Annotated in this window: 21 protein-coding genes and 1 riboswitch; of the genes, 3 read left to right on the forward strand and 18 right to left on the reverse strand. The window is 43.1% G+C overall.

Translation table 11 applies throughout. From position 1 onward, the window contains the following. Nucleotides 1-99 precede the first annotated feature (99 nt). Entirely contained in the window at nucleotides 100-1,305 is a 1,206-nt protein-coding gene (locus J7I96_RS20875; RefSeq protein WP_214771005.1) for an acetate kinase, read from the reverse strand. Nucleotides 1,306-1,477: 172 nt separating this feature from the next. After that, a complete protein-coding gene (locus J7I96_RS20880; RefSeq protein WP_034309170.1) occupies nucleotides 1,478-2,464 on the reverse strand; it encodes a class I SAM-dependent methyltransferase in 987 nt (328 codons plus the stop codon). Between the two features lie 455 nt (nucleotides 2,465-2,919). On the opposite strand from J7I96_RS20880, the gene J7I96_RS20885 reads away from it, so the two are divergent. Then, nucleotides 2,920-3,237: a hypothetical protein gene (locus J7I96_RS20885; protein ID WP_214771002.1), complete on the forward strand. Its 318-nt coding sequence runs from the start codon at nucleotides 2,920-2,922 to the stop codon at nucleotides 3,235-3,237. Nucleotides 3,238-3,431: 194 nt separating this feature from the next. Here J7I96_RS20885 and tpx read toward each other — a convergent pair whose 3' ends face one another. The 5 genes from tpx to sppA all read right to left on the reverse strand — a co-directional run bounded on the left by tpx (nucleotide 3,432) and on the right by sppA (nucleotide 6,959). After that, complete coding sequence (gene tpx / locus J7I96_RS20890; RefSeq protein WP_034309176.1) at nucleotides 3,432-3,932, reverse strand: thiol peroxidase; 501 nt, start codon at nucleotides 3,930-3,932, stop codon at nucleotides 3,432-3,434. 181 nt (nucleotides 3,933-4,113) lie between these two features. Next, complete coding sequence (gene ytfJ, locus J7I96_RS20895; RefSeq protein ID WP_214770999.1) at nucleotides 4,114-4,596, reverse strand: GerW family sporulation protein; 483 nt, start codon at nucleotides 4,594-4,596, stop codon at nucleotides 4,114-4,116. Between the two features lie 16 nt (nucleotides 4,597-4,612). Then, entirely contained in the window at nucleotides 4,613-5,305 is a 693-nt protein-coding gene (locus J7I96_RS20900; protein ID WP_214770996.1) for a DUF2953 domain-containing protein, read from the reverse strand. A 100-nt stretch (nucleotides 5,306-5,405) separates the two neighbouring features. Next, entirely contained in the window at nucleotides 5,406-5,945 is a 540-nt protein-coding gene (locus tag J7I96_RS20905; RefSeq protein WP_214770994.1) for an RDD family protein, read from the reverse strand. A 12-nt stretch (nucleotides 5,946-5,957) separates the two neighbouring features. Further along, a complete protein-coding gene (gene sppA / locus J7I96_RS20910; RefSeq protein WP_214770992.1) occupies nucleotides 5,958-6,959 on the reverse strand; it encodes a signal peptide peptidase SppA in 1,002 nt (333 codons plus the stop codon). Between the two features lie 206 nt (nucleotides 6,960-7,165). On the opposite strand from sppA, the gene J7I96_RS20915 reads away from it, so the two are divergent. Continuing rightward, the gene (locus J7I96_RS20915) at nucleotides 7,166-7,966 is read left to right on the forward strand and encodes an NAD kinase (RefSeq protein WP_053535929.1); all 801 of its coding nucleotides are present in this window, start codon (nucleotides 7,166-7,168) and stop codon (nucleotides 7,964-7,966) included. Between the two features lie 35 nt (nucleotides 7,967-8,001). On the opposite strand, the gene J7I96_RS20920 is transcribed toward J7I96_RS20915, so the two are convergent. The 5 genes from J7I96_RS20920 to J7I96_RS20940 are packed head-to-tail and all read right to left on the reverse strand — an operon-like array spanning nucleotide 8,002 to nucleotide 11,588. Continuing rightward, nucleotides 8,002-8,772: a TatD family hydrolase gene (locus J7I96_RS20920; RefSeq protein WP_214924404.1), complete on the reverse strand. Its 771-nt coding sequence runs from the start codon at nucleotides 8,770-8,772 to the stop codon at nucleotides 8,002-8,004. 18 nt (nucleotides 8,773-8,790) lie between these two features. After that, on the reverse strand, nucleotides 8,791-9,528 hold the full coding sequence (locus tag J7I96_RS20925; RefSeq protein WP_251025214.1) for an ABC transporter ATP-binding protein: 738 nt from the start codon (nucleotides 9,526-9,528) through the stop codon (nucleotides 8,791-8,793). After that, the gene (locus tag J7I96_RS20930; RefSeq protein WP_214924407.1) at nucleotides 9,518-10,300 is read right to left on the reverse strand and encodes an ABC transporter permease; all 783 of its coding nucleotides are present in this window, start codon (nucleotides 10,298-10,300) and stop codon (nucleotides 9,518-9,520) included. The genes J7I96_RS20925 and J7I96_RS20930 overlap by 11 nt, the downstream gene beginning before the upstream one ends. Then, nucleotides 10,297-10,581 (reverse strand): thiamine-binding protein, encoded by a 285-nt coding sequence (locus J7I96_RS20935; protein ID WP_034309193.1) that lies wholly within the window; start codon nucleotides 10,579-10,581, stop codon nucleotides 10,297-10,299. The genes J7I96_RS20930 and J7I96_RS20935 overlap by 4 nt, the downstream gene beginning before the upstream one ends. Nucleotides 10,582-10,592: 11 nt before the next feature. Beyond that, on the reverse strand, nucleotides 10,593-11,588 hold the full coding sequence (locus tag J7I96_RS20940; RefSeq protein ID WP_214770986.1) for an ABC transporter substrate-binding protein: 996 nt from the start codon (nucleotides 11,586-11,588) through the stop codon (nucleotides 10,593-10,595). Nucleotides 11,589-11,719: 131 nt separating this feature from the next. After that, nucleotides 11,720-11,829: riboswitch (TPP riboswitch) on the reverse strand. Nucleotides 11,830-12,142: 313 nt separating this feature from the next. Between J7I96_RS20940 and J7I96_RS20945 the strand changes: the two genes are divergently transcribed. Next, nucleotides 12,143-12,970 (forward strand): protein-glutamine gamma-glutamyltransferase, encoded by an 828-nt coding sequence (locus J7I96_RS20945; protein ID WP_251029214.1) that lies wholly within the window; start codon nucleotides 12,143-12,145, stop codon nucleotides 12,968-12,970. Between the two features lie 92 nt (nucleotides 12,971-13,062). On the opposite strand, the gene rarD is transcribed toward J7I96_RS20945, so the two are convergent. The 6 genes from rarD to J7I96_RS20975 all read right to left on the reverse strand — a co-directional run bounded on the left by rarD (nucleotide 13,063) and on the right by J7I96_RS20975 (nucleotide 20,506). Beyond that, a complete protein-coding gene (rarD, locus tag J7I96_RS20950) occupies nucleotides 13,063-13,992 on the reverse strand; it encodes an EamA family transporter RarD (RefSeq protein WP_214770984.1) in 930 nt (309 codons plus the stop codon). Between the two features lie 80 nt (nucleotides 13,993-14,072). After that, the gene (locus tag J7I96_RS20955) at nucleotides 14,073-15,674 is read right to left on the reverse strand and encodes an amidohydrolase (RefSeq protein ID WP_214770982.1); all 1,602 of its coding nucleotides are present in this window, start codon (nucleotides 15,672-15,674) and stop codon (nucleotides 14,073-14,075) included. Nucleotides 15,675-15,827: 153 nt separating this feature from the next. Further along, nucleotides 15,828-17,411 (reverse strand): acyl-CoA synthetase MbcS, encoded by a 1,584-nt coding sequence (gene mbcS / locus J7I96_RS20960; RefSeq protein WP_214770980.1) that lies wholly within the window; start codon nucleotides 17,409-17,411, stop codon nucleotides 15,828-15,830. A 449-nt stretch (nucleotides 17,412-17,860) separates the two neighbouring features. Next, nucleotides 17,861-18,067 carry an alpha/beta-type small acid-soluble spore protein gene (locus J7I96_RS20965; protein WP_034309203.1) on the reverse strand — a complete coding sequence of 69 codons (207 nt, stop codon included), beginning with the start codon at nucleotides 18,065-18,067 and terminating at the stop codon, nucleotides 17,861-17,863. A gap of 82 nt (nucleotides 18,068-18,149) precedes the next feature. Further along, a complete protein-coding gene (thiI, locus tag J7I96_RS20970; RefSeq protein WP_214770976.1) occupies nucleotides 18,150-19,361 on the reverse strand; it encodes a tRNA uracil 4-sulfurtransferase ThiI in 1,212 nt (403 codons plus the stop codon). Continuing rightward, nucleotides 19,358-20,506 (reverse strand): cysteine desulfurase family protein, encoded by a 1,149-nt coding sequence (locus J7I96_RS20975; protein WP_214924409.1) that lies wholly within the window; start codon nucleotides 20,504-20,506, stop codon nucleotides 19,358-19,360. The genes thiI and J7I96_RS20975 overlap by 4 nt, the downstream gene beginning before the upstream one ends. Nucleotides 20,507-20,546: the final 40 nt, after the last annotated feature.

The raw sequence follows: 20,546 nt of genomic DNA on the forward strand, positions 1-20,546 counted from the left end.
CTCCCGCAGGAGTCTCGCACTTCCGCTCCAATCAACCTTAAATCGTTTCGTTTTAAAAACAACAATCTTTACGAAAGTTGCCTTATAAAAAAAAGGAAGTCATGCTTTCCAGGTTTCTCTCAAAGCTATTTTCACAGTATCCCTGACAATCATGATTTCTTCATTGGTTGGGATGACCATGACTTTGACAGGGGAATAAGGTGTATTGATGAACGCTTCCTTGCCCTTGGTGCGATTGAGATCCTTATCCCAATATACCCCCATGAATTCAAGTCCCTCCAAGATACGCCCTCTAATTGTTTGACTGTTTTCACCGATGCCCGCTGTAAAAATGATGCCGTCCACACCTCCCATTTTAGCTGAATAGGAGCCAATGTACTTGTGAATCCGGTCTGCAAATACTTTAAGTGCGAGTTCTGCCCGCTCATTTCCTTTATCCGCTTCAACTTGAATATCGCGCAGGTCGCTGGAAAATCCGGAAAGGGCTAGCATGCCGCTTTTCTTATTCAGGACATCCAGCACTTCATCTGCTGTTTTTCCCGTCTTCTCCATGATATAAGGAATCAGTGCAGGGTCGATGTTCCCTGACCGCGTTCCCATGGTAACACCGGCCAAGGGAGTGAACCCCATTGATGTATCAATCGATTTGCCTCCCTTTATGGCCGTAATGCTTGCACCATTCCCTAAATGGCAGGATATCAATCGAAGCTGTTCAATTGGGCGGCCAATCATTTCGGCAGCACGCTGCGATACATATTTATGTGAAGTACCATGAAACCCATACTTCCTAATTCCGTACTTTTCATAATATTCAAGAGGTAAACTGTACAAATAGGAACCTGCTGCCATCGTTTGATGGAAGGCCGTATCGAATACCGCAACCGCTGGCACATCATCAAGTATTCGCCTGAAGGCTTGGATCCCGGTGATATTGGCAGGATTATGAAGGGGCGCCAACTCGGAAAGCTTTTCGATTTCCTTTATTACATCCTCCGTGATCAAGACCGAGTCACTGAATACCTCGCCGCCATGCACCACCCGATGGCCTACGCCATCTATCTCTTCAAAGGAGTCAATGATCCGATGGTCAATGAGCTTTTTCAATAAAAGCCCTACAGCCACTTCATGATTGGGTATATCCACCGTTTCAGAAACATTTTCGCCTTCGACGCTTAAAGTGAATGCGGAATTTTTCAAGCCGATTCTTTCTACAAGACCTTTTGTAATTACTTTTTCACTAGGCATCTCAAAAAGCTGAAACTTCAATGAAGAGCTGCCCGCATTAATAGCCATGACTTTTGACATCGATCCTGCTCCTTTACTCTAAGTTAGTTCTTTGTTCATTTCTAAACGTGCAGTGTATTGTACAATCTTATCATGGCAAGCGATTTCAACCAAATGATAATGAAAAATTGCCAATCACCATTTTTTCAAAAAAAAAATGAAAGCCAATGCCTATGGCATCAGCTTTCATTTTTTATTTTTCCTCTTTAAACCAATCATCCATCTGTTGCATGACAGACCTTGTCGCTTCGAAATCCGACAACTTCGGAAGTTGTACAAGCAATGCCTTCTTCGGAGCTTCGATCCCCTCTTTTTTCTTTTGAAGGATCAGGATGCTTTTGGCAGCCGATTCATTCTTGAACATGGAAAGCGGCAGTTGCACCATCCCTTGGATATGTGTATGCTTCTTCAGGAAATCATTGAGTTTCGGAGCTTCCTCCGAGACGAACAGGTTATTCGGGACAATGAAGAATAGGTGTCCGCCATCCTTCGCGTGTTTAACACCTTGTTCAATAAACAAATGGTGAGCATACGAATGTCCCTTGTCGGCCTTCAATTCATATTCAGCTGCACGCACATCATTCGGGTAATAACCAATCGGCAAATCACTGACCACAACATCTGAAGGATCGATGAAAAGTGGCTCCAAGCTGTCCTGATTGAAAAATTCCAGTGGATGTTCTTGCAGGTTGGCACCAGCATAAGCAAGCCTGATCAAGGTTTCATCAATCTCGACACCATATGAAGCGATGTTCTTATCAGTAAGCTGATTCATGATCGCAAATAGTAAGTTCCCCGTCCCAATGGCTGGATCGAGCATGACTATCTCTTTTTGGTCCTTGGTGAATTTACCGACTAAATAGCTGACGAACATGCCGACTGCATCAGGAGTCATATGATGATTCGGCTGAACGCTCTGCTGCATGCCTTTTAAAATGGCAAGCTGATACGCTTTACGGATTGCTTCTTTCTCATATTTCTCTGGTGAAAAATCTGCATAATGCTTCGCTAACCTTTTCTTCGATACTTCACTGATTTCATCCTGCAGGACTTTCCCTTGGAAGAAATTCTCGCCCGTCTCGCCCAAGGCGTCCAGATACGTACATGATAGTTCACTTTGCAATATTTGAGCTGTTTCATCAAATTCATAAAATAATTGTTCAACTGGGGTAGACTTCACTTATTAATTCCTCCTGTTTGCTTCTGTCCCTATTTTAAAGGTAAGAAGAAAGAGATACAAGCCGGACGTCCTGCTCATCATTCTTCGATTATTAGCGTACCGAATTCCGTTTGATAAGGAATCTCGCGCCCACTCCCTTTTCAAGATTTCATCCATGAGTAAGTAATAAGTAAATTAAATACAAGGTGTAAAATTTGGGCGTTGATTGGAACGTAAGGCACTCGCTTTCCGCGGGCGGTCGGGGAGCCTCCTCGGCTTGCGCCTGCGGGGTCTCCCTAGACACGCTTTTCCCGCAGGAGTCTCGTACCTTACGTTCCAAGCAAATTTGTTTTGAAATTCAGATAGAAACTCTTTTGTCTAAAACAGGTTGTTTTGTTGCCCTGTATTTTTTTTATTACTTGGATAGGCTCAATGAAGGCCCAAACAGAATACCATGCATGAGGTGGTGATTATATATGGATAATCAATATCAAAACTATCATGGGCAGGTTAATCCGATAAATCAGCAACATGATATTCAGTCAGCAGATGAATTTAACAGGCAACAGCAGGGGTTTCAACAAGGTTTTCGTCAAGGATTTCGACAAGGGTATCGACAAGGATATCGAGAAGGATTTCGAGCAGGGCAACAAGCGGGGTTTTTTCCGGGGCCCCATCAAAGACAAATGCCGTCGTGGCCTAATGAAATTGACATAAGAGTTGGAACACCTAATGGTCAGGAATGGTCTGGCAAAGTTGTTTTACCACAAAATGGTCCGACTTTCGAGCCTTAACTGAATCCAGATATAATAAATGATACCCTTCTATAGAAATGACACTTAAAAATTAATATAACGCACAACTTAAATGAACATTAGAGCCTAAAAAGGACCTTTCCACTTCAACGACAAGGTGTTTATCAACAAGAAAATCAACATTAAAACAAAAAACCGGGCACATTGTGCCCGGTTTCTTAAATTCGCCGATCTTATTTTGCCGCTTTCGCCGCTTCGATTGCACCTTCGTAATTTGGATGGTTGGTACCTTCACTCACATATTCCACATATGTGATTTCATCAGAGCTGTTCACAACGAATACAGAGCGAGCCAATAGACGAAGTTCTTGCATGACGACACCATATGCTTCACCGAATGAAAGGTCACGGTGATCGGAAAGGACTTGAACATTGTCCAAGCCGCTGGCAGCACACCAGCGTTTTTGCGCGAAAGGAAGGTCGTTACTGATCGTCAGTACTTTCACATTATCCAATTTTGCCGCTTCTTCATTGAATTTACGTGTCTGTGCATCACATACGCCTGTATCCACGGATGGAACAACGCTGATAATGCGGACAGAACCTTTGGAGTCGCTTAAAGTAACCGGTGATAAGTCATTAGCCAATACTGTAAAATCAGGTGCTTTGTCCCCAACTTTTAGTTCTTGTCCCACTAAAGTGATCGGGTTGTTTTTAAATGTAACTGAAGCCATTAATAATTCCTCCCTTTTCTGCTATATGTACAAGCATAATGATATTTGTTTTGCCGGAATTTTGCAATTAATTGAATCAGGAAATGTGAATGATGCTTGCACATGTTCGCCATCCGAGCTTTTTTTGGTACAAAGGAAGAATGCAGCAAAAAGAAAAAACTCGGCGGATGCCGAGTCGCAATTAGAAGTCTATATCCTGTTTAGGTTCTTGGTATCTGTTCACAGCTGCTTGACTGCCGCCTTGGTATTGATTGCTGCCTTGCTTTTGATGATTGTCTTTCTTGGATAGCATGGACTGAATCTTATCGACGACTTGAGGAGCTAAATCCATCATTTTTTCGAGAAGATGCGTCCCTTCATCGAGATGAATCATTTTCACTCCATGGGAACCGACAATCAAAAAGGCAATTGGCGTTATGGAAACCCCACCGCCGCTACCGCCGCCAAAAGGCTGCTTGGAACCGCCTTGCTGTCCTTGATGGTTTCCATCCATCACAAATTCGCTGCCACCGGCTGCAAAACCAAACCCCACTTTGGATACAGTTAAAATGACACTTCCATCCGGAGTTTCTACCGGATCCCCAATGATCGTGTTCACATCGACCATTTCTTTAAGATTTTCCATAGCTTCTTTCATTAAACCTTGGATCGGATGATCTGACATTTAAATTCCCTCCACTCTAGAACGATTGTTTATTGGAATCATCTGATAGCTTCGCTAATTTCCTCGACTTGAAATGCGGCTTTCCGCCTTTCCAATAACGAAGCAGTTTTATTCCAGTCACCATAGCCTGCCCGATTCTGAATTGTAATATGCAGGAAATCGACGTGTTTGCCTGCCATCTCTGAAAGTCGGGTGTAATAGAATAGGAGGGCATGATCCGAAAGTTGAAATAGGTTGTCAGCAAACCGATGATTGAACCTTTAAGTGCCCAGCATGCACCAGTTAAAACACCGGTGTGTGCAGCGTTTTTAGTACCGACCTTACTATGCCAGGTGAATTTTTTGACTTTGACTTTCCCAGCGAATTGACGGACGATCTTATGGAATCCGATTATATGCTGAAGCGTTTCCAGAATGTCTGCGAATCCGTCCCGCAAATCTTCGGCTGTGATTTTTTTCTTTTCTTCCTTATTTGTTTTTCCGTTCATTTCTTGCTCTTTCTTTACTACTGCAGTTCCCGAGTCATCTTCCATTTTTATGACCGGAACCTTGAATGTATAGTGAAAAAGCCCGTACCAAGCTGATAATTTAATATGTATTAGGTCATTCGCTTGGACACGCTTGTAGTCGATGGACACTCTTACTTTAGTGAAAATAACAATAAGCAGCACCAAAATGAGGATACCCATAATCATCAAAAGCCACTTCATGCACCTACACCCCTTCAGCCTATCATTATCGGCATATGCAAAAAAAAATAAACCTGCAAAAGCGAAAATCACGCTCTTACAGATTTATGAATGGAAGAAATCATCTTCTGATCAACACAACGCCCGTGTCAGCAAAGACATCATGCAAAGCCTGTTTCTTCGGTAATAGGCCTGCCAAGAGATAGCCAATCCAAGTGACCTTTGAAATATAGCGGCCAATCAGCTCCCTGAACAATATCGTGCTCCATGAAATGGTTTTTTTCTCTTCCTTCAAGGCAACGACTTTCAGTCCAAAAATCATCTTGCCAAGGGTTTGATTCAAGAATTTGGTCATCAATACAAAGTATAAGAAAAATACGATCCCCGTTAAGAAGCCCTCTGCGGAGAACCAAAGGTCATCTGTCCCTTCATAAAATTTAAAGATGGGATGAATCAAAATCCGGTTCAAGCTTCCGATAACCAATAGATCGGCTAAATAGGCCCAAAACCTCATCCAAAAACCAGCAAAATGCACTTTTTTGACTTCATCATCACCCACAGCCTTTTTGGCTGATGTAAATTCCTGCTGAACGGGAACCTCTTGTTCTGCCATTAGATTGGATGAAGCGATTTGTTCATTGTTTTCATTTCTTTCCGTCATCCTTCAGCCCCCCTATTCCGCATACAAATACATTAAGCGTGGAGAATTTGAAGAGGAAAGGATTTTTGTCAAGACTGCCGTTTCCACATCATTTCCCAACATTTTTTGCGCACTCATACTGAATAATGAACCGAAACCTGCCTCATCCGTATAACGGATGACTTGAGCATCCTTTTTACCGATATCCGTTTTCATTGCGGCAATTACATCATCCAAATGGCCGAAATCATCGATTAGATGGTTTTCCTTAGCCTGACGTCCATCATAAATGCGTCCATCGGCAATTTCCCTTACTTCCTTCTCTGTCATTCCGCGTCCGTCAGCAATGACTTTTACAAATTGATCATAAGAATTATTAATCATATTCTGCAGTATTTCACGTTCTTCCCCAGTCATTTCACGGGTTGGACTCATAATATCTTTGTGTGGTCCGCTTTTGATGGTTTCGAACTCGACACCATACTTCTTGGCCAGCTTCTCGTAATTATACCCATGCATGATGACTCCAAGTGAACCCGTCATCGTTTCTGGGCTGGCATAAATCTTGTCGGCTGGTGCAGAAATATAATATCCGCCTGAAGCAGCCATAGACCCCATTGATACATAAACAGGTTTTTTCACTTTCTTGATATCAAGGATCTTTTCATGAATCTCTGCACTTTCGACGACACCGCCGCCTGGAGAATTCACCCGAAGGATGATTCCTTTGATATCGTCATTTTCCTCTGCCATCTTCAGCTTATCCATGAAGGCACGGTGATTATATGTTGCTGAACTAAGTAATGAGGCTTCCCCTGTATCTTGAATCGTGCCCTCTACATCAAATACGGCAATAACATTAGTGTAATCATCGCCTTCTATGACTTCCTCGTAAAATGCACTTTCGGAAGCAAATAATTCATCAATGATATTTTCCGTATCCGCTGTAAATAGAGTAGTGGCCGCCCCTACAGCAATAGATACAAAAAATAAAACGGCTGCGATTCCAAGTGCAGCCCAACGCTTTCCATTCATCTGTTTTCCCCCTTAAATATATGTATCCTTCTTACCATACGAACTAATACCAAAAATGTTTCATTCCATGATAAACTAAGACATATAAAATTGTAGCAAAGAATCCTCAAATTGGAAATGCATTGGTCCATTTTGCAAAAAATGCATTTATTGTAAACAGGATATAGAAAGCCCTTTCATCACCATACATTCTAGGGGGAAACATGATGAACACTCGAAGGAATATTTATTTTTTCCATGCACCGAATGCAGAGATGCTTAGCAAGGTTGAATACTTATCAGACTTGGCGAAGCAACATTCGTATGAAGTCATCCAGGATTTCACAAAAGCGAACATCATCGTAAGCATCGGTGATGACGGCACATTCCTGCAGGCAGCACGTAAAACCGGGTTCAGGGATGACTGTTTATATGCGGGCATTTCCACGACAGGAAACTTGAATATGTATTGCGATTTCCACTTGGAAGACAGTGATAAGATGATTGATGCCATGACAAGGGAGCAAATCGAGGTGCGTAAATATCCAACCATCTCTATCCAATTGGACGATCAGCCCTCCTTCTATGCCCTTAATGAACTGAGTATCCGCTCTTCGATCACCAAAACGTTCATCATGGATATTTTCATTGATCAACTTCATTTTGAAACTTTTCGCGGGGACGGAATCATCATTGCGACTCCGACCGGAAGCACCGCCTATAATAAATCGGTCAATGGGGCCGTTGTCGATCCCCTTCTCCCTTGCTTCCAAGTGAGCGAACTTGCTTCCGTCAATAATAATACCTATCGGACCCTAGGCTCCTCATTCATCCTAAGCGGCGCTAAGACGTTGACCGTCCACCTTGAACAAAACGGACCAAGCTATCCGATCGTCGGAATGGACAATGAAGCGTTAAGCATCAATCATGTCGAAAAGGTAAAGGTCCGGTTAAGCGGTAAGGTCATCAAGACCGTTAAGCTAAAAGACAATTCCTTTTGGGAAAAGGTTAAAAGGACCTTTCTCTAAACGAAAAAAGGTACCGGATATGATAACCGGTACCTTTATATATGATAAAAATCTTTCGTATTTTGATAAAGGGCTTCATAGACATCTTCAATCGGCAATTCTTTAATCGAAGCAATTTGACGCACACTGTCATGCATCATGCCGGGATGGGTCCATTCCCCATTGAAAACCCCTTCAAACGGCCATGGTCCATCCGTTTCTATCATCATCAGCTTAAGTGGATAGGCCGCAACTAATTCCTGTATTTCCCTCTCATAACAAACATCAGGTGTAATCGAAATGCGGTAGCCCTTTTCGGCCATTCTTTCAATTGTCCGGATATCCCCTTTAAACCAATGGAAGTGTGCCCTTGTGATTTGATGCTTATCCAAAAGGTCGCAAACGATAGGTGCATCGTCATGGACGGCCTGAAGGATAACCGGCTTTTCAATCTCTTTAGCTAAAGTCAGGAACCTCTCCAGTATCACTATATATGCTGAGTTATCAATATCGGGATTTTCCTGCCTTAAGTAATAGGGCAGCCCAACCTCGCCTATCGCAACCATATTGTGACGATGTTCCCGCATCCAGCTCAATAATTCATTCACTTCTTCATCACTCGGGAGGGGCTGCTCTGGATGAAAACCAAAGGCAGGCTTAATTCGTGAATCTTTAAGTGAAAGCTGATAATTGTTAATCGAAGAATCCAAATTCATGGAAACAGTCAGCAAGGATTCCAACTGAACCTTTTCCATGTCTTTCAGGATCTGCTTCCGCTTAACAATATCATACTTATCCAAATGGATATGGCTGTCGATGATTCTCAAATGTTATCGCCTCCTTACTTAAGTAGTGAAAGTTGGCTTGAGTGCTGCATATAATTCTCTCTTCAAATGAATAAATTCATCACTAAGAAGCTGTTCTTCTCTTCTTGGCCTTGAAAATGGGACTTTCACTTCTTTGATGACAGCAGCCGGTTTTGCTGATAACACATAAATTCTATCTGATAGGAAAACCGCTTCATCTATGCTGTGAGTGACAAAAAGCACCGACCTCCGATTTTCTTCCCAAACCGACAACAGCCATTGTTGCATTTGCAATCTTGTCAGTTCATCCAAGGCAGAAAAGGGTTCGTCCAGGCACATCAAGTCCTGTGGACTTAAGATACTCCGAATGAATGCGGCCCTTTGTTTCATGCCTCCAGATAATTCATGCGGATATGCTTTCCCGTAATCTTCTAACCTGGCTTTCATCAAAAGGTTTTTTGCCTTTTCTTTATCTCTGGTCCCAGCAAGTTCACTTCCAAGCAAAACATTTTCCAATACCGTTCTCCAAGGTAAAAGGGAAGGCTGCTGAGGCATATAGCTGATATGTCCCTTTAAGCCATTTATCTTTTTACCATCCAATGAAATGATGCCATGATCAGGCTTCAAAATCCCGCCGATCAAGTGGAACAATGTACTTTTACCGCTTCCCGATGGCCCAAGGATCGTAACAAATTCCCCATCATTCACATGGAAATTCATATTCTCCAATATATTTTGCTTACCATCGAAAGAATAGGAGACGTCTTTAATTTCCAGCTTCACCCTTTTCGCCCTCCTTTCTCTTCCAAGAAACCAAGTATTTCTCCAGGAAAGTGATGATTCCAAAAAAAATCAGGCTCATTCCCATGATGATGAAAATGGCTACAAACACCCGATCTGTCCTGAACGCTGAAGAAGCGAGAGTCATATAAACACCAATCCCCGATTTTGCCCCAAGCCATTCCGAAATAACCGCACCCATTACACTATAGGTAGCCGAAATTTTCAAGCCCGAGAATATGAACGGGATCGAGTGAGGAAGTTCCAGCTTCCAAAATAACTGGTTTTTCCCCGCTCCCATCATCTTGAAATAATGCTTAAGCTCGTATGGTGTCTGGCGAAAACCGTCCAAAGATGCGACCGCAACCGGAAAAAAACATACAAGTGAAATCACGATCAACTTAGGCAGCATGCCAAAGCCAAACCAGATTACCAAAAGCGGCGCCAAAACGATGATAGGTATATTTTGTGATAGTATGAGCAGAGGATAAACCGCGTCCTTCACACCTGGAAATAGGTGCAGGATTGCCGCGATCAATAAGCCGATGCAGCTCCCAATAAAAAAACCCGACAACGCAAGCTCGGTTGTGGATATAAGGTGTCCGTAAAGATTGCGGGAAGACTCAATTCCTTCAATGAAAATGGCCGATGGAGCGGGAAGCAGCCATTCTTCAACTTTCAATAAGACTGTCACTGACTCCCATACTATCAGCAACAATAATAAAAGAAAGAAGGGAGCCCCCTTCTTCCAAATTCCCTTTCCGATCATGCCCGATATTTCTCCGTTAACGTATCCATCGTAATCCCGCTTGGCTGATATAATATTTTCACTTGGGAAATGACATTCGGCGATCCTATTTCAATCATTCTTACATTCATTTTTTCTATCACGGCAAAAAGTTCGGAAAGCTCCCCCTCCATTGTCGTTTCAAGCGGGTGAACCTCATACTTGACACCTGATTCTTCAATGATCTTGATTGCTTCATCGACCATAGGGATGACGTTTTCCCCTTTAGGAATAATTTGTATACTAATTAATGAATTGGCCATTGTATTTCCTCCTATTTTGGTAAAAATTCATTGGTAAATGCCTTTTCAGGATCGAAATCACCTTCAAGAAGCTTATTTTCAGTCATCCACTCACTATAATTCTTCCAAATTTCAAGCTTTTGTTCACCCCATCGCGGAGCATCATCCTGATACTTGTCTGCAAGCCACTCCTGGCTTTTCTTCACTAGTTTTGGATCAAGATCCGGTGCAGACTTAATTAACATGTCCGCTGCATCGTCAGGATTCTTAATCGCAAACTGGTACCCTTTGGAAGCTGCTTGAACGAATGCTTTAACAGTCTCCGGATCTTCTTTTATCATCTTTTCATTCGTAGTTAATACAGGCGTATAGTAATCAAGCTTATCAGAGTATTCGGTTAAGTAAACCATATTAAGCTTTTCATTTCGCAATTCGGCCTCAATGCCTGTCCATCCATAATAAATCCAGGCAAAATCTATATCCCTTTTAACCGAAGTGAAAAAATCCATGTCTCCTGTATTGACTATATCCACTTTATTTACATCCGCATTTTCTTTTTTCATGAGTGAATCAATGATGGCCTTTTCAACCGGGGACCCCCAGCCACCATACGTTTTCCCTTCAAAATCCTTGGGAGTCGTAATGTCTTTTGCCTCAGGGGAAGCGAATCCCGAGGTATTATGCTGGATGACGGCAGCTACCGAAACAATCGGCACGCCCTGGACGCGGGCCTGCGTTATGCCCTCCTGGTAGCTCACGCCAAATTCAGATTTCCCTGAAGCGACAAGCTTATCAGCTCCAGCTTCACCTGGCATGATAATTTCCACATCAAGACCTTGTTCTTTAAAATAACCTTTTTCCTTGGCTACATACAGTCCTGTATGGTTTGTATTCGGTGTCCAATCGAGCACGACCGATACCTTTTTTAATTCTTCATTTTTAGATGCTTCTTCTTTTTCATTAGTTCCGCCTGCTCCGCATCCAGCTAAAAGGAAGAACGAAGTTAACAGTGGTAAGAATTTATTCAAGTCATTATCCCCCTACATATCTTATAAGGTCCATATGCCGGAACCATAATAGGGCTCCAGGGCTATTCAAATACTGGAAAAAAGCAAAAAACGCCCGAAGATGAATTCGGACGTTAACATACAAAACAGAAAATCAGTCATAATATGTTCCCTCCGCTGGCATCACCCAGATCAGGTTCAAAGAGTCAGCATCTAATGGATGCAATCTCAGCCAGCAGTACTGGCCCCCCTACATTTCTCGCACATATGAACTTTTCTCTCTCATTATATCAATTCATAGGGAAAAAGGAATACTAATTTGCTTCTTCTCTCTAATTGGAAAGGTATTCCTGGCACTTCAGGATATCTTGCAAAATATCTTTTGGAACGAAAATCATTGAAAGCAAAATAATTCTGCCTCTTTCCGTTCCAATCATGCTTGGCTGCAACGGTGGCGGACACGTACCAAATAGTCATTTCTTTTCAAGCATTCATATAATGAGCATTACATGTAGACATTTTTGTTTACTTGTTTTATTAAACCCTTAATTTCATAAGCAAAAGGTGGATATGTCATGATAAAGATTAATCACAAATGGTTAGATGTCAGTCAAATCCAACCAGGTACAGCCTCTGCCAAATCGCTTGAAACTCTTCAATGCTTGGCGGAAGATTCTAACGTTTTTGAATACCGGAACTTTGGGGATTTTAATTTCGAGATACAGCTGAGGAACCGAGTCATAGAGGCAGCTATTGCGTTGGATAAAAGCGGTCCGGATTTCTCCACACTTGAGGAGTCTCAATCCAATCAACGTTATTGGCACCTTTCAAAGGATGGCACCTTTACCCTTCAGCCAGGGATTCTCCCTCATGCTGCGCTCGTTGACATTTTCATGAATGGAGGGCTTTATGCATTCGAATGCGGTACAGCAATGGTCATCACTTTTTTAAAGGCGATTTTGGATCTGATCGGCCCCAGGAATTTCGACTATCTTTTTTCAGACCTATTTTTATATGACTTTCGCCCTCCACAGAATATGGCTCTCATTATTCATCGAGGAAGGGATTATTTACCAGGTGATTGCGTTTACTTCAAAAACCCTGATCACGACTTGGCAACCCCTGAATGGCAAGGTGAAAATGCCATATTATTAGGGAATAACCTCTTTTATGGCCACGGGATCGGGATTACCACTGCACAGGGAATCATCGATGAATTAAATAGCAATAGAAAGCCATTCGCCACCATATCAGCATTTCTGACAACGCATATCATTTCCCTGGATAGTTCCTTCTATAGACAATTCCAACTAAATAACCCTCGTGCCAAGCCCGATAACAGTCCTGCCAGCCTTTCCAATTGTATTGTTTCTGAAATAGGTTCGAAGATATACCTTTCATGACCCTGGCATTTCGCCTATGCCATAAATCCGTTTTATTGAATATCGACATAAAAAATGCTTGGGCAGAAAATTTCCCAAGCATTTATTTCTTTTCAAGCACCAATATTCCCTTTGCCTTTGAACCTGCGGGCACTTGCCTGCCCCCATTTCGTTATGGATAGTGTATAAACAGCCAAGGCTGACCATATGAACAAAAAGGCTAAAAGATGTGCTTTGGTGAAACTTTCATGATAGACGAATACCCCGATCAATAAAGATAAGGTCGGAGCGATATACTGAAAAATGCCTAGCATCGATAACGGGATCTTCTCGGCCCCTTTCGCAAAATATAAAAGAGGCAATGCCGTGGCAATCCCGCCGCCCACCAACAGCAAGCTTGTGCTCCCGTCTGTAAAGAATTGCATTTCCGACCTGTTCATCAAGTAAATCAGGTAACCTAGGGCCAGAGGCGTTACCATCATCGTTTCGAGCGTCAGCCCGATTGCCGATTCGGCCTTGATCATTTTTTTTGCCAGACCGTATAATCCAAAGGTCATGGCCAAAACAAGAGAGATCCACGGGATCGTGCCGAAATGAATGCCAAGGATCAAGACTCCGATTCCTGCAAGCAGGAATGAAATGATTTGGGCCCCGCTCAATTTTTCTTTTAAGACTATCACTCCCAATAGTACACTGACGAGCGGATTGATATAATATCCAAGGCTCGTGTCGAGGATCCGTCCCGAGTTAACGGCCCATATGAACACTCCCCAATTGGCTGTAACAAGCAGTGACGCCGTTAGTAATGCCGTAAATAGTTTCGGATTGCCCAGTATGTTTTTGACATAATCAAGAAACGCCTGCCACTTTTTCATGATCATCAATAAAACCAGCATGAACACGAAAGACCATAATACCCTCTGAGCTAAAATTTCCATTGCACCGACTCCCTGAAGGAACTTCCAGTAAACCGGCACAACTCCCCACATCATGTAAGAAAGGGCTGCATAAATCGCCCCTTCTTTTTGTTGATCCACTTTCATAACAAGCCTTCTTTCCATTTACATTCCTTTATCTAATTCCATCTGACAATTTTGTATTTCCATTTCTTTTTTTGCAACTGTTAATTTTTATCATACATGATTTTGTCATCGATGACCGTCATGACCGCCTCAGCTTTCAGGAGATCATCCGGTGCAACAGCAAAGACATCCAGATTAAACACGGTAAAATCGGCATCGTACCCTTTTTTGATCACACCTCGGCGTTTTTCCTGGCCGATTGCTGCAGCACTCCCTTTCGTATACAATGCGAAAGCCTCGAAAACGGAAAGCCTTTCAGACAAACCATATACGGTACGGTCCTCACTGTTGATTTTCATCCTTGTGACAGCTGCATGAATGCCCAAAATCGGATTTAATGGTTCAATGGGTGCATCCGACCCTCCCGCACAAATGATGCCCAAATTCAAATAGGTTTTCCAGGCATAGGAGGATTCCAATAGATCGGCTGGCACCTTTTCTTCCACCCATGGAAAATCGGACGGAACGAACCCCGGTTGTATATCAAAGATTACCGGCAGCTTTGCCGCCCGCTCCAAAAGCTCGGGCCGTACAATCTGCGCATGGATGAGCCGGTCCCTCTGTCCCTTTTTCGGGGGGAGGGCTTCAATTGCATTCAAGACGTATTCAAAAGCGAGATCGCCAATCGCATGGACAGCAATCGGCATTCCGGCAGCCCTTGCTTTTTTCACCCATTCCTGAAGCTCATTTTCAGTGAATATCGCGACCCCATTCGTATTCTTTTGATCTACGTAAGGTTCGCTCAACAGGGCAGTGCGTCCGCCTAAGGAGCCGTCGGTAAAGATCTTCATGCTGTCGAATTTGATATATCGCGTACCTTCCTGATAGCCGCCGCCTGCTGCCAGCATTTCTTCAAACGCTTCGTGATGGACGAGCAAATTGGCGCGAAAGGCCATTTCCCGGTCCTCGATTACCGATTTAAACGCCTGATATGTCGACATGAATCCATTGTAGTAATGAAGGTCCTCTGTATGCCCCCCAGTCAAACCTAGCTTATATGCGTCTTCTATGGCCTCTGTGAGCGCGTTTTCGATATACTCTTGATCAATGCCGGGAAGGCTGTCTAAAATAAGGTTCTGCGCCTGGCTTTCTTTAAATAATCCATTTAAACGTCCGTCAGGATAACGGCAGATCACCCCGCCTGAAGGTTCTTTTATATCTTCTTTAATATCCGCTTCCAAAAGGGCCCGGGAATTAACCACCAAGGCATGACGGCAGACCCTTTTCAATACGATGGGATGATCTGCCGATATCGCGTCAAGCTCATCCCGTAATATCAATTCAGGCCTCGGCCATTCATTTTCATTCCACCCTTCGGCAACGATCCACTTTCCGGCCGGGGTCTTTAAGCACTTTTCCTTCAAGGATTTCATGATCGACTCCCTGCTATCCATCAAAGAGAGGTCTAGACGAAGCAGTCTTTCACCATGTCCGACCAAATGAAGGTGACTATCCACTAATCCCGGCAGCATCGTTTGTCCTTTTAAGTCGATTTCCCTGGAAATATTGCCGGCATGTTCATTTTTCAAATGGTCCAGGCTGCCGGTATCAACAATTAACCCCTTATCAGTGAAGACTGCCTCCACTTTATCATTTTCTTTAACCATCGTATAAATTGACCCATTGAACCATAACGTTCCCATTCCGGCTTTACACTCCTTATTAAATGATTGTTACTGTGCAGATATGCAGTAAGTGTACCATCTCATAACACGAATTCCCATATTTATGCTTTTACCCAAGTCCCTGTCAATAAAAAAACGCCAGCCTTGAAGGCTGACGTTCATGCATTTCAATCAATTGTTAAGGAGTGCTTCTTCCCTTTTCCGTAAATCCACCCGTTTGATTTTACCTGATGTCGTTTTGGGAAGCTCTTCTAAAAATTCGATTTTCCTTGGATATTTATATGGAGCAGTCAATTCTTTCACGTGCGATTGAAGCGTCTTGATCAAGTCCTGGCTGTTCGGATCGATATCATCCATCAAGACGACATACGCCTTGACCACATTTCCCCTTATTTCATCAGGACTTGCTATTACGGCACACTCTTTAACATACGGATGCTTAACGAGTGCATCTTCCACTTCAAACGGTCCGATCGTATATCCCGAACTGATGATGATATCATCAGAACGACCCTCAAACCAGAAATAACCATCCTCATCCTTTTTCGCTTGATCGCCGGTGATATAATAGTCCCCGCGGAATTGCTGCGATGTCCGCTCGGGATCTTTAAAATATTCTTTAAAAAGAGCAGGTGTATCGACATGTACGGCAATATCCCCCACTACGCCAGGAGAACAAGGTTTACCGGAATCATCGATGATTTCCACATGGTTGCCCGGAGTCGGTTTGCCCATGGAGCCCAATTTAATTTCCATGCCTTTCGTTACACCAACCAACAAGGTATTTTCGGTCTGTCCATACCCATCACGCACTTCAATCTGGAAATGGTTCTTAAAGACCTCGAACACTTTTTGATTTAAAGGCTCTCCCGCTGATACGGCACTATGAAGATGGGATAAATCATAATCATCAAGGTTATCCACCTTTGCAATCAATCGATACTCGGTTGGTGTACAGCATAATGCATTCACTTTGTAGTCCTGAAGCAGCTGAAGATATTTTTTCGCCTCGAACTTTCCATGATAGGCAAGGCCTGTCGCTCCAGTCCCCAGAACCGCCAGGAAAGGACTCCAGATCCACTTTTGCCACCCTGGGCCTGCAGTTGCCCAAACGACATCCGTTTCGCTGATTCCTAGCCAGTTTGCAGCGGACGTTTTCAAATGGGCATAAGCCCATCCATGTGTATGGACGACCCCTTTTGGATTTCCTGTCGTTCCGGAAGTATACGATAAGAATGCCATATCCTCACTCTTCGTGTCAGCCATGGTCAGCTGATCGGATTCCTCATCGGCGAGCTCATTCAAATCCAGCCAATTTTCGATTCGTTTTCCGATTGAAAACTTCAGGAGGCTTTCCGCTCCTTCTATTTCATTCAATTCGCCAGTAAATTCATGATAACTGATGATTCCTTTGACATCACCATGGTTGACTCGGTACTGCAAGTCCTTCGCACGAAGCATTTCAGAACAAGGGATGACAATCATGCCAATTTTCAATGCGGCTAAATACACTTGATAAGCTTCCACCAAACGGGGGATTATGATGAGGACCGTATCACCTTTACCCAGTCCTTTTTTCTTGAAGGCATTTCCAATTTTATTTGCACTTTTTAATAAATTCTCATATGTAAGTTGCTTTTTATCTCCGGTTTCGTTCTCCCAAAGTACGGCAACTTTACCTGGATCTTTTGCATAACGTTCCATTTCACTCACTAAGTTGTAATGTTCCGGAGCCAATAAGTCTTCACGCTTCATATTCTTCCCCTCCAATTATGAACTCTTAGTACCTACTCATTATACAAGATACTTCTCTAAAATTTCTATTTATTTTTACAAATTAAAAAAAGAGCGGGTCTAGGAATCCGCTCTCTTATAGCCTGTAGACAACTCCTAAAGCAAGGTTTGCCTGCAGTTTTTCTTTTAAAAAATTCCAGCTGATTTCAGAAACCCGCTCTCTTTCCGCCGACTGTCTGCCAAGCCTCATCAAAGCCTGCACCTGTGGGTCTTGGCTAGCCGGTTATTCGGCACAATAATGAGGTTTCATATTATATAAAACAGTAAAAAATTATGTAGTAAAACAAGGTCTTGTTGTTAACGCAGCTTTTTGACATACAACGCACTTTATTTTGCTGCCCACGAATTCAGTACGCAAACGTAAAGAGAGCGGGTGTTAAAACCCGCTCTCTGTAGCCATATTTATGAAATTATCTGTTGAAGCCTCCGCCTAATTGTTGTTCAGCCATTTGAACAAGACGTTTTGTGATCTCTCCACCAACTGATCCGTTAGCGCGAGAAGTTGTGTCGGCACCAAGTTGTACGCCGAATTCTGTAGCGATTTCATATTTCATTTGTTGTAGAGCTTGTTCAACTCCAGGTACCAATAATTCGTTTGAGCTGTTGTTGTTTGCCATGTGTGTTTCACCTCCTTGTGATTATAGAGTGTGTTAAAACACATGGCTTCATTCGCACATTTTTATTGGTAATTAAAGGATATTAAAACAAGTCTTCCATCGCTTCTTCCTTAACGAAAGTCTGACCCGGTTTAACCGTTAGTATTTCTGTTTCGGAGACCGCTTTTTCAATCAAGGAGTCAAAGTCGACGAAGCTTTCATAGTAATTGACTTTTTCACGTTTCGGTTTCGTTTTTGGGCTTGCCGGCGTAAAGACCGTACAGCAATCCTCGTACGGCAGATTGGATATTTCAAAAGTATCGAGTTGTCTTGCTATTTTGATGATTTCTGTCTTATCCATGGTAATCAGCGGACGCAGGATCGGTGTATTCGTAACCTCATTGATGGCAAACATGCTGCTCATCGTCTGGCTCGCAACCTGTCCAAGGCTTTCACCGGTGATCAGTGCCATGGCTTCTTCCTTTTCCCGGATGCGATCGGCGACCCGCATCATTAAACGACGGGTTGTAGTCATTGAGTAGTTTTCCGGGATTTGTTTTTGAATCAATAATTGGATTTCCGTAAATGGAACGATATGCACTTTCATGCTTCCATTAATTTCTGCCAGTTTGCCCGCCAAATCAATGACCTTTTGACGTGAACGCTCACTTGTGAAAGGTGGGCTGTAAAAATGGATCGCCTCCACGTCCAATCCCCGTTTCATCGAAAGGAATCCTGCAACAGGACTGTCAATCCCGCCTGAAAGCATCAGCATCGCCTTCCCGCTTGAACCGAATGGAAGACCGCCTGCCCCCTGGATGATTTCACCTGTCAAATACACGGCTTCGCGTCTCACTTCCACTAGCAGGTTCAAATCAGGGTTCTTTACATCCACTTTTAAATCTTCTGTATTTCGGAGCAAATGCCCGCCGATTGCCCTGTTAATTTCATCGGTATTATACGGAAAGTCCTTATCGGCGCGTTTTGTTGTGATTTTGAACGTGTTTACCTCTTCAAGAGTATGATTAAGGTAATACAATGCTGCCGTTTTCATCACTTCCAGATCACGCTCTATTTTTATTGCAGGGCTTAATGACTGTATTCCAAAAATGCCTTTCAATCGGTCAATGACCGGCACATGGTCCGCACCGTTCAGGAGGACGTACATCCGCTCCCGGTTGGCTGTCAGCACTACGCCTTCTATATCTTTTAAACTCCAGCGGATATGTGCCTTCATTTTGTCTACAAAGCCTTTACGGTTTCTTTTTTTAGTGGAGATTTCTCCATAACGGATAATTATATGATCAAATTTCATTTAGCAACCCTCATTATTTTTTCTAAATTAGCGACTATTTTCTGTATCGCCGCCAGAACTTGCTTTGCTTCTCCCATTTCATTGCCGTAGGTAGTACTGATACGGATGACGCTTTCGGAACGAGCCGGATGATGGAACATCGCGTCCACCGTTTTGCTTACCGTCCTTTTTTTCGAAGAACAGGCACTAGTCGTCGAAACATATATTCCCTCCGATTCCAGTGCATGCAGCAATACCTCGGATTTCAGTCCCGGAACGGAAAAATTCACAATATGGGGTGCACCCTCTTCGGGACTGTTAACCAACACCCCGTCCATTTCCTTCAAACCTTTATATAAATAAGTTTTGATTTGCTGAAGCTTATCATGATACAGCAATTGATTGTTCATACTAATACGTAAAGCCTTCGAAAGGGCGACGATTCCCGCAACATTTTCGGTGCCGCTCCTGATTTTCGTTTCCTGATTGCCACCATGGAAAAGCGGGTCGACCCGAACGCCTTCACGAACATACAGGATGCCCGTCCCTTTCAAACCGTGAACCTTGTGGCCGGAAATTGTACATAAATCCACATTGGCTTCACGCAATGATAACGAAACCTTGCCTGTTCCCTGTACATTATCGCCGTGAAAGAGCACGTTTGGGTATTGTTTTAACAATTTGCCCACTTCAGCAATCGGCTGTATCGAGCCAACTTCATTATTAACATGCATGACGGAAACCAAAATGGTATCTTCCCTCAATGCATCCTTAAGATCGGTTACATCAATTTGTCCAGATTCGTTAACGGGAAGATATGTGATCTCATATCCCATTCTCGTCAATGATTGGCAAGCGTCTTCTACAGAAGGATGTTCAATCGCTGTCGTGATTATGTGTTTGCCTCGATTTCCCTGAGAGAGGGCTGCCCCTTTAATGGCAAGATTATTTCCTTCCGTTCCCCCGGAAGTGAAATATATTTCCGAACTCTTCACCTTTAATAAATCAGCAATCTGCTTTCTGGCAGCGGAAAGCAGTTTTTCGGATTGCACCCCAAGTCCATGAAGCGATGAGGGATTCCCGAAATAATCCGAAGTAACCTTCATGAATGATTCGATTACTTCGGGATATGGTTTCGTTGTTGCACTATTGTCAAAATAAATCATGGGTTCACCTTCCATGTTTTTATATCTATGATGGTCACTC

Origin of the sequence: Bacillus sp. ISL-78 (genome assembly GCF_018613455.1) — a bacterium.
Classification (GTDB): Bacteria; Bacillota; Bacilli; order Bacillales; family DSM-1321; genus Peribacillus; species Peribacillus frigoritolerans.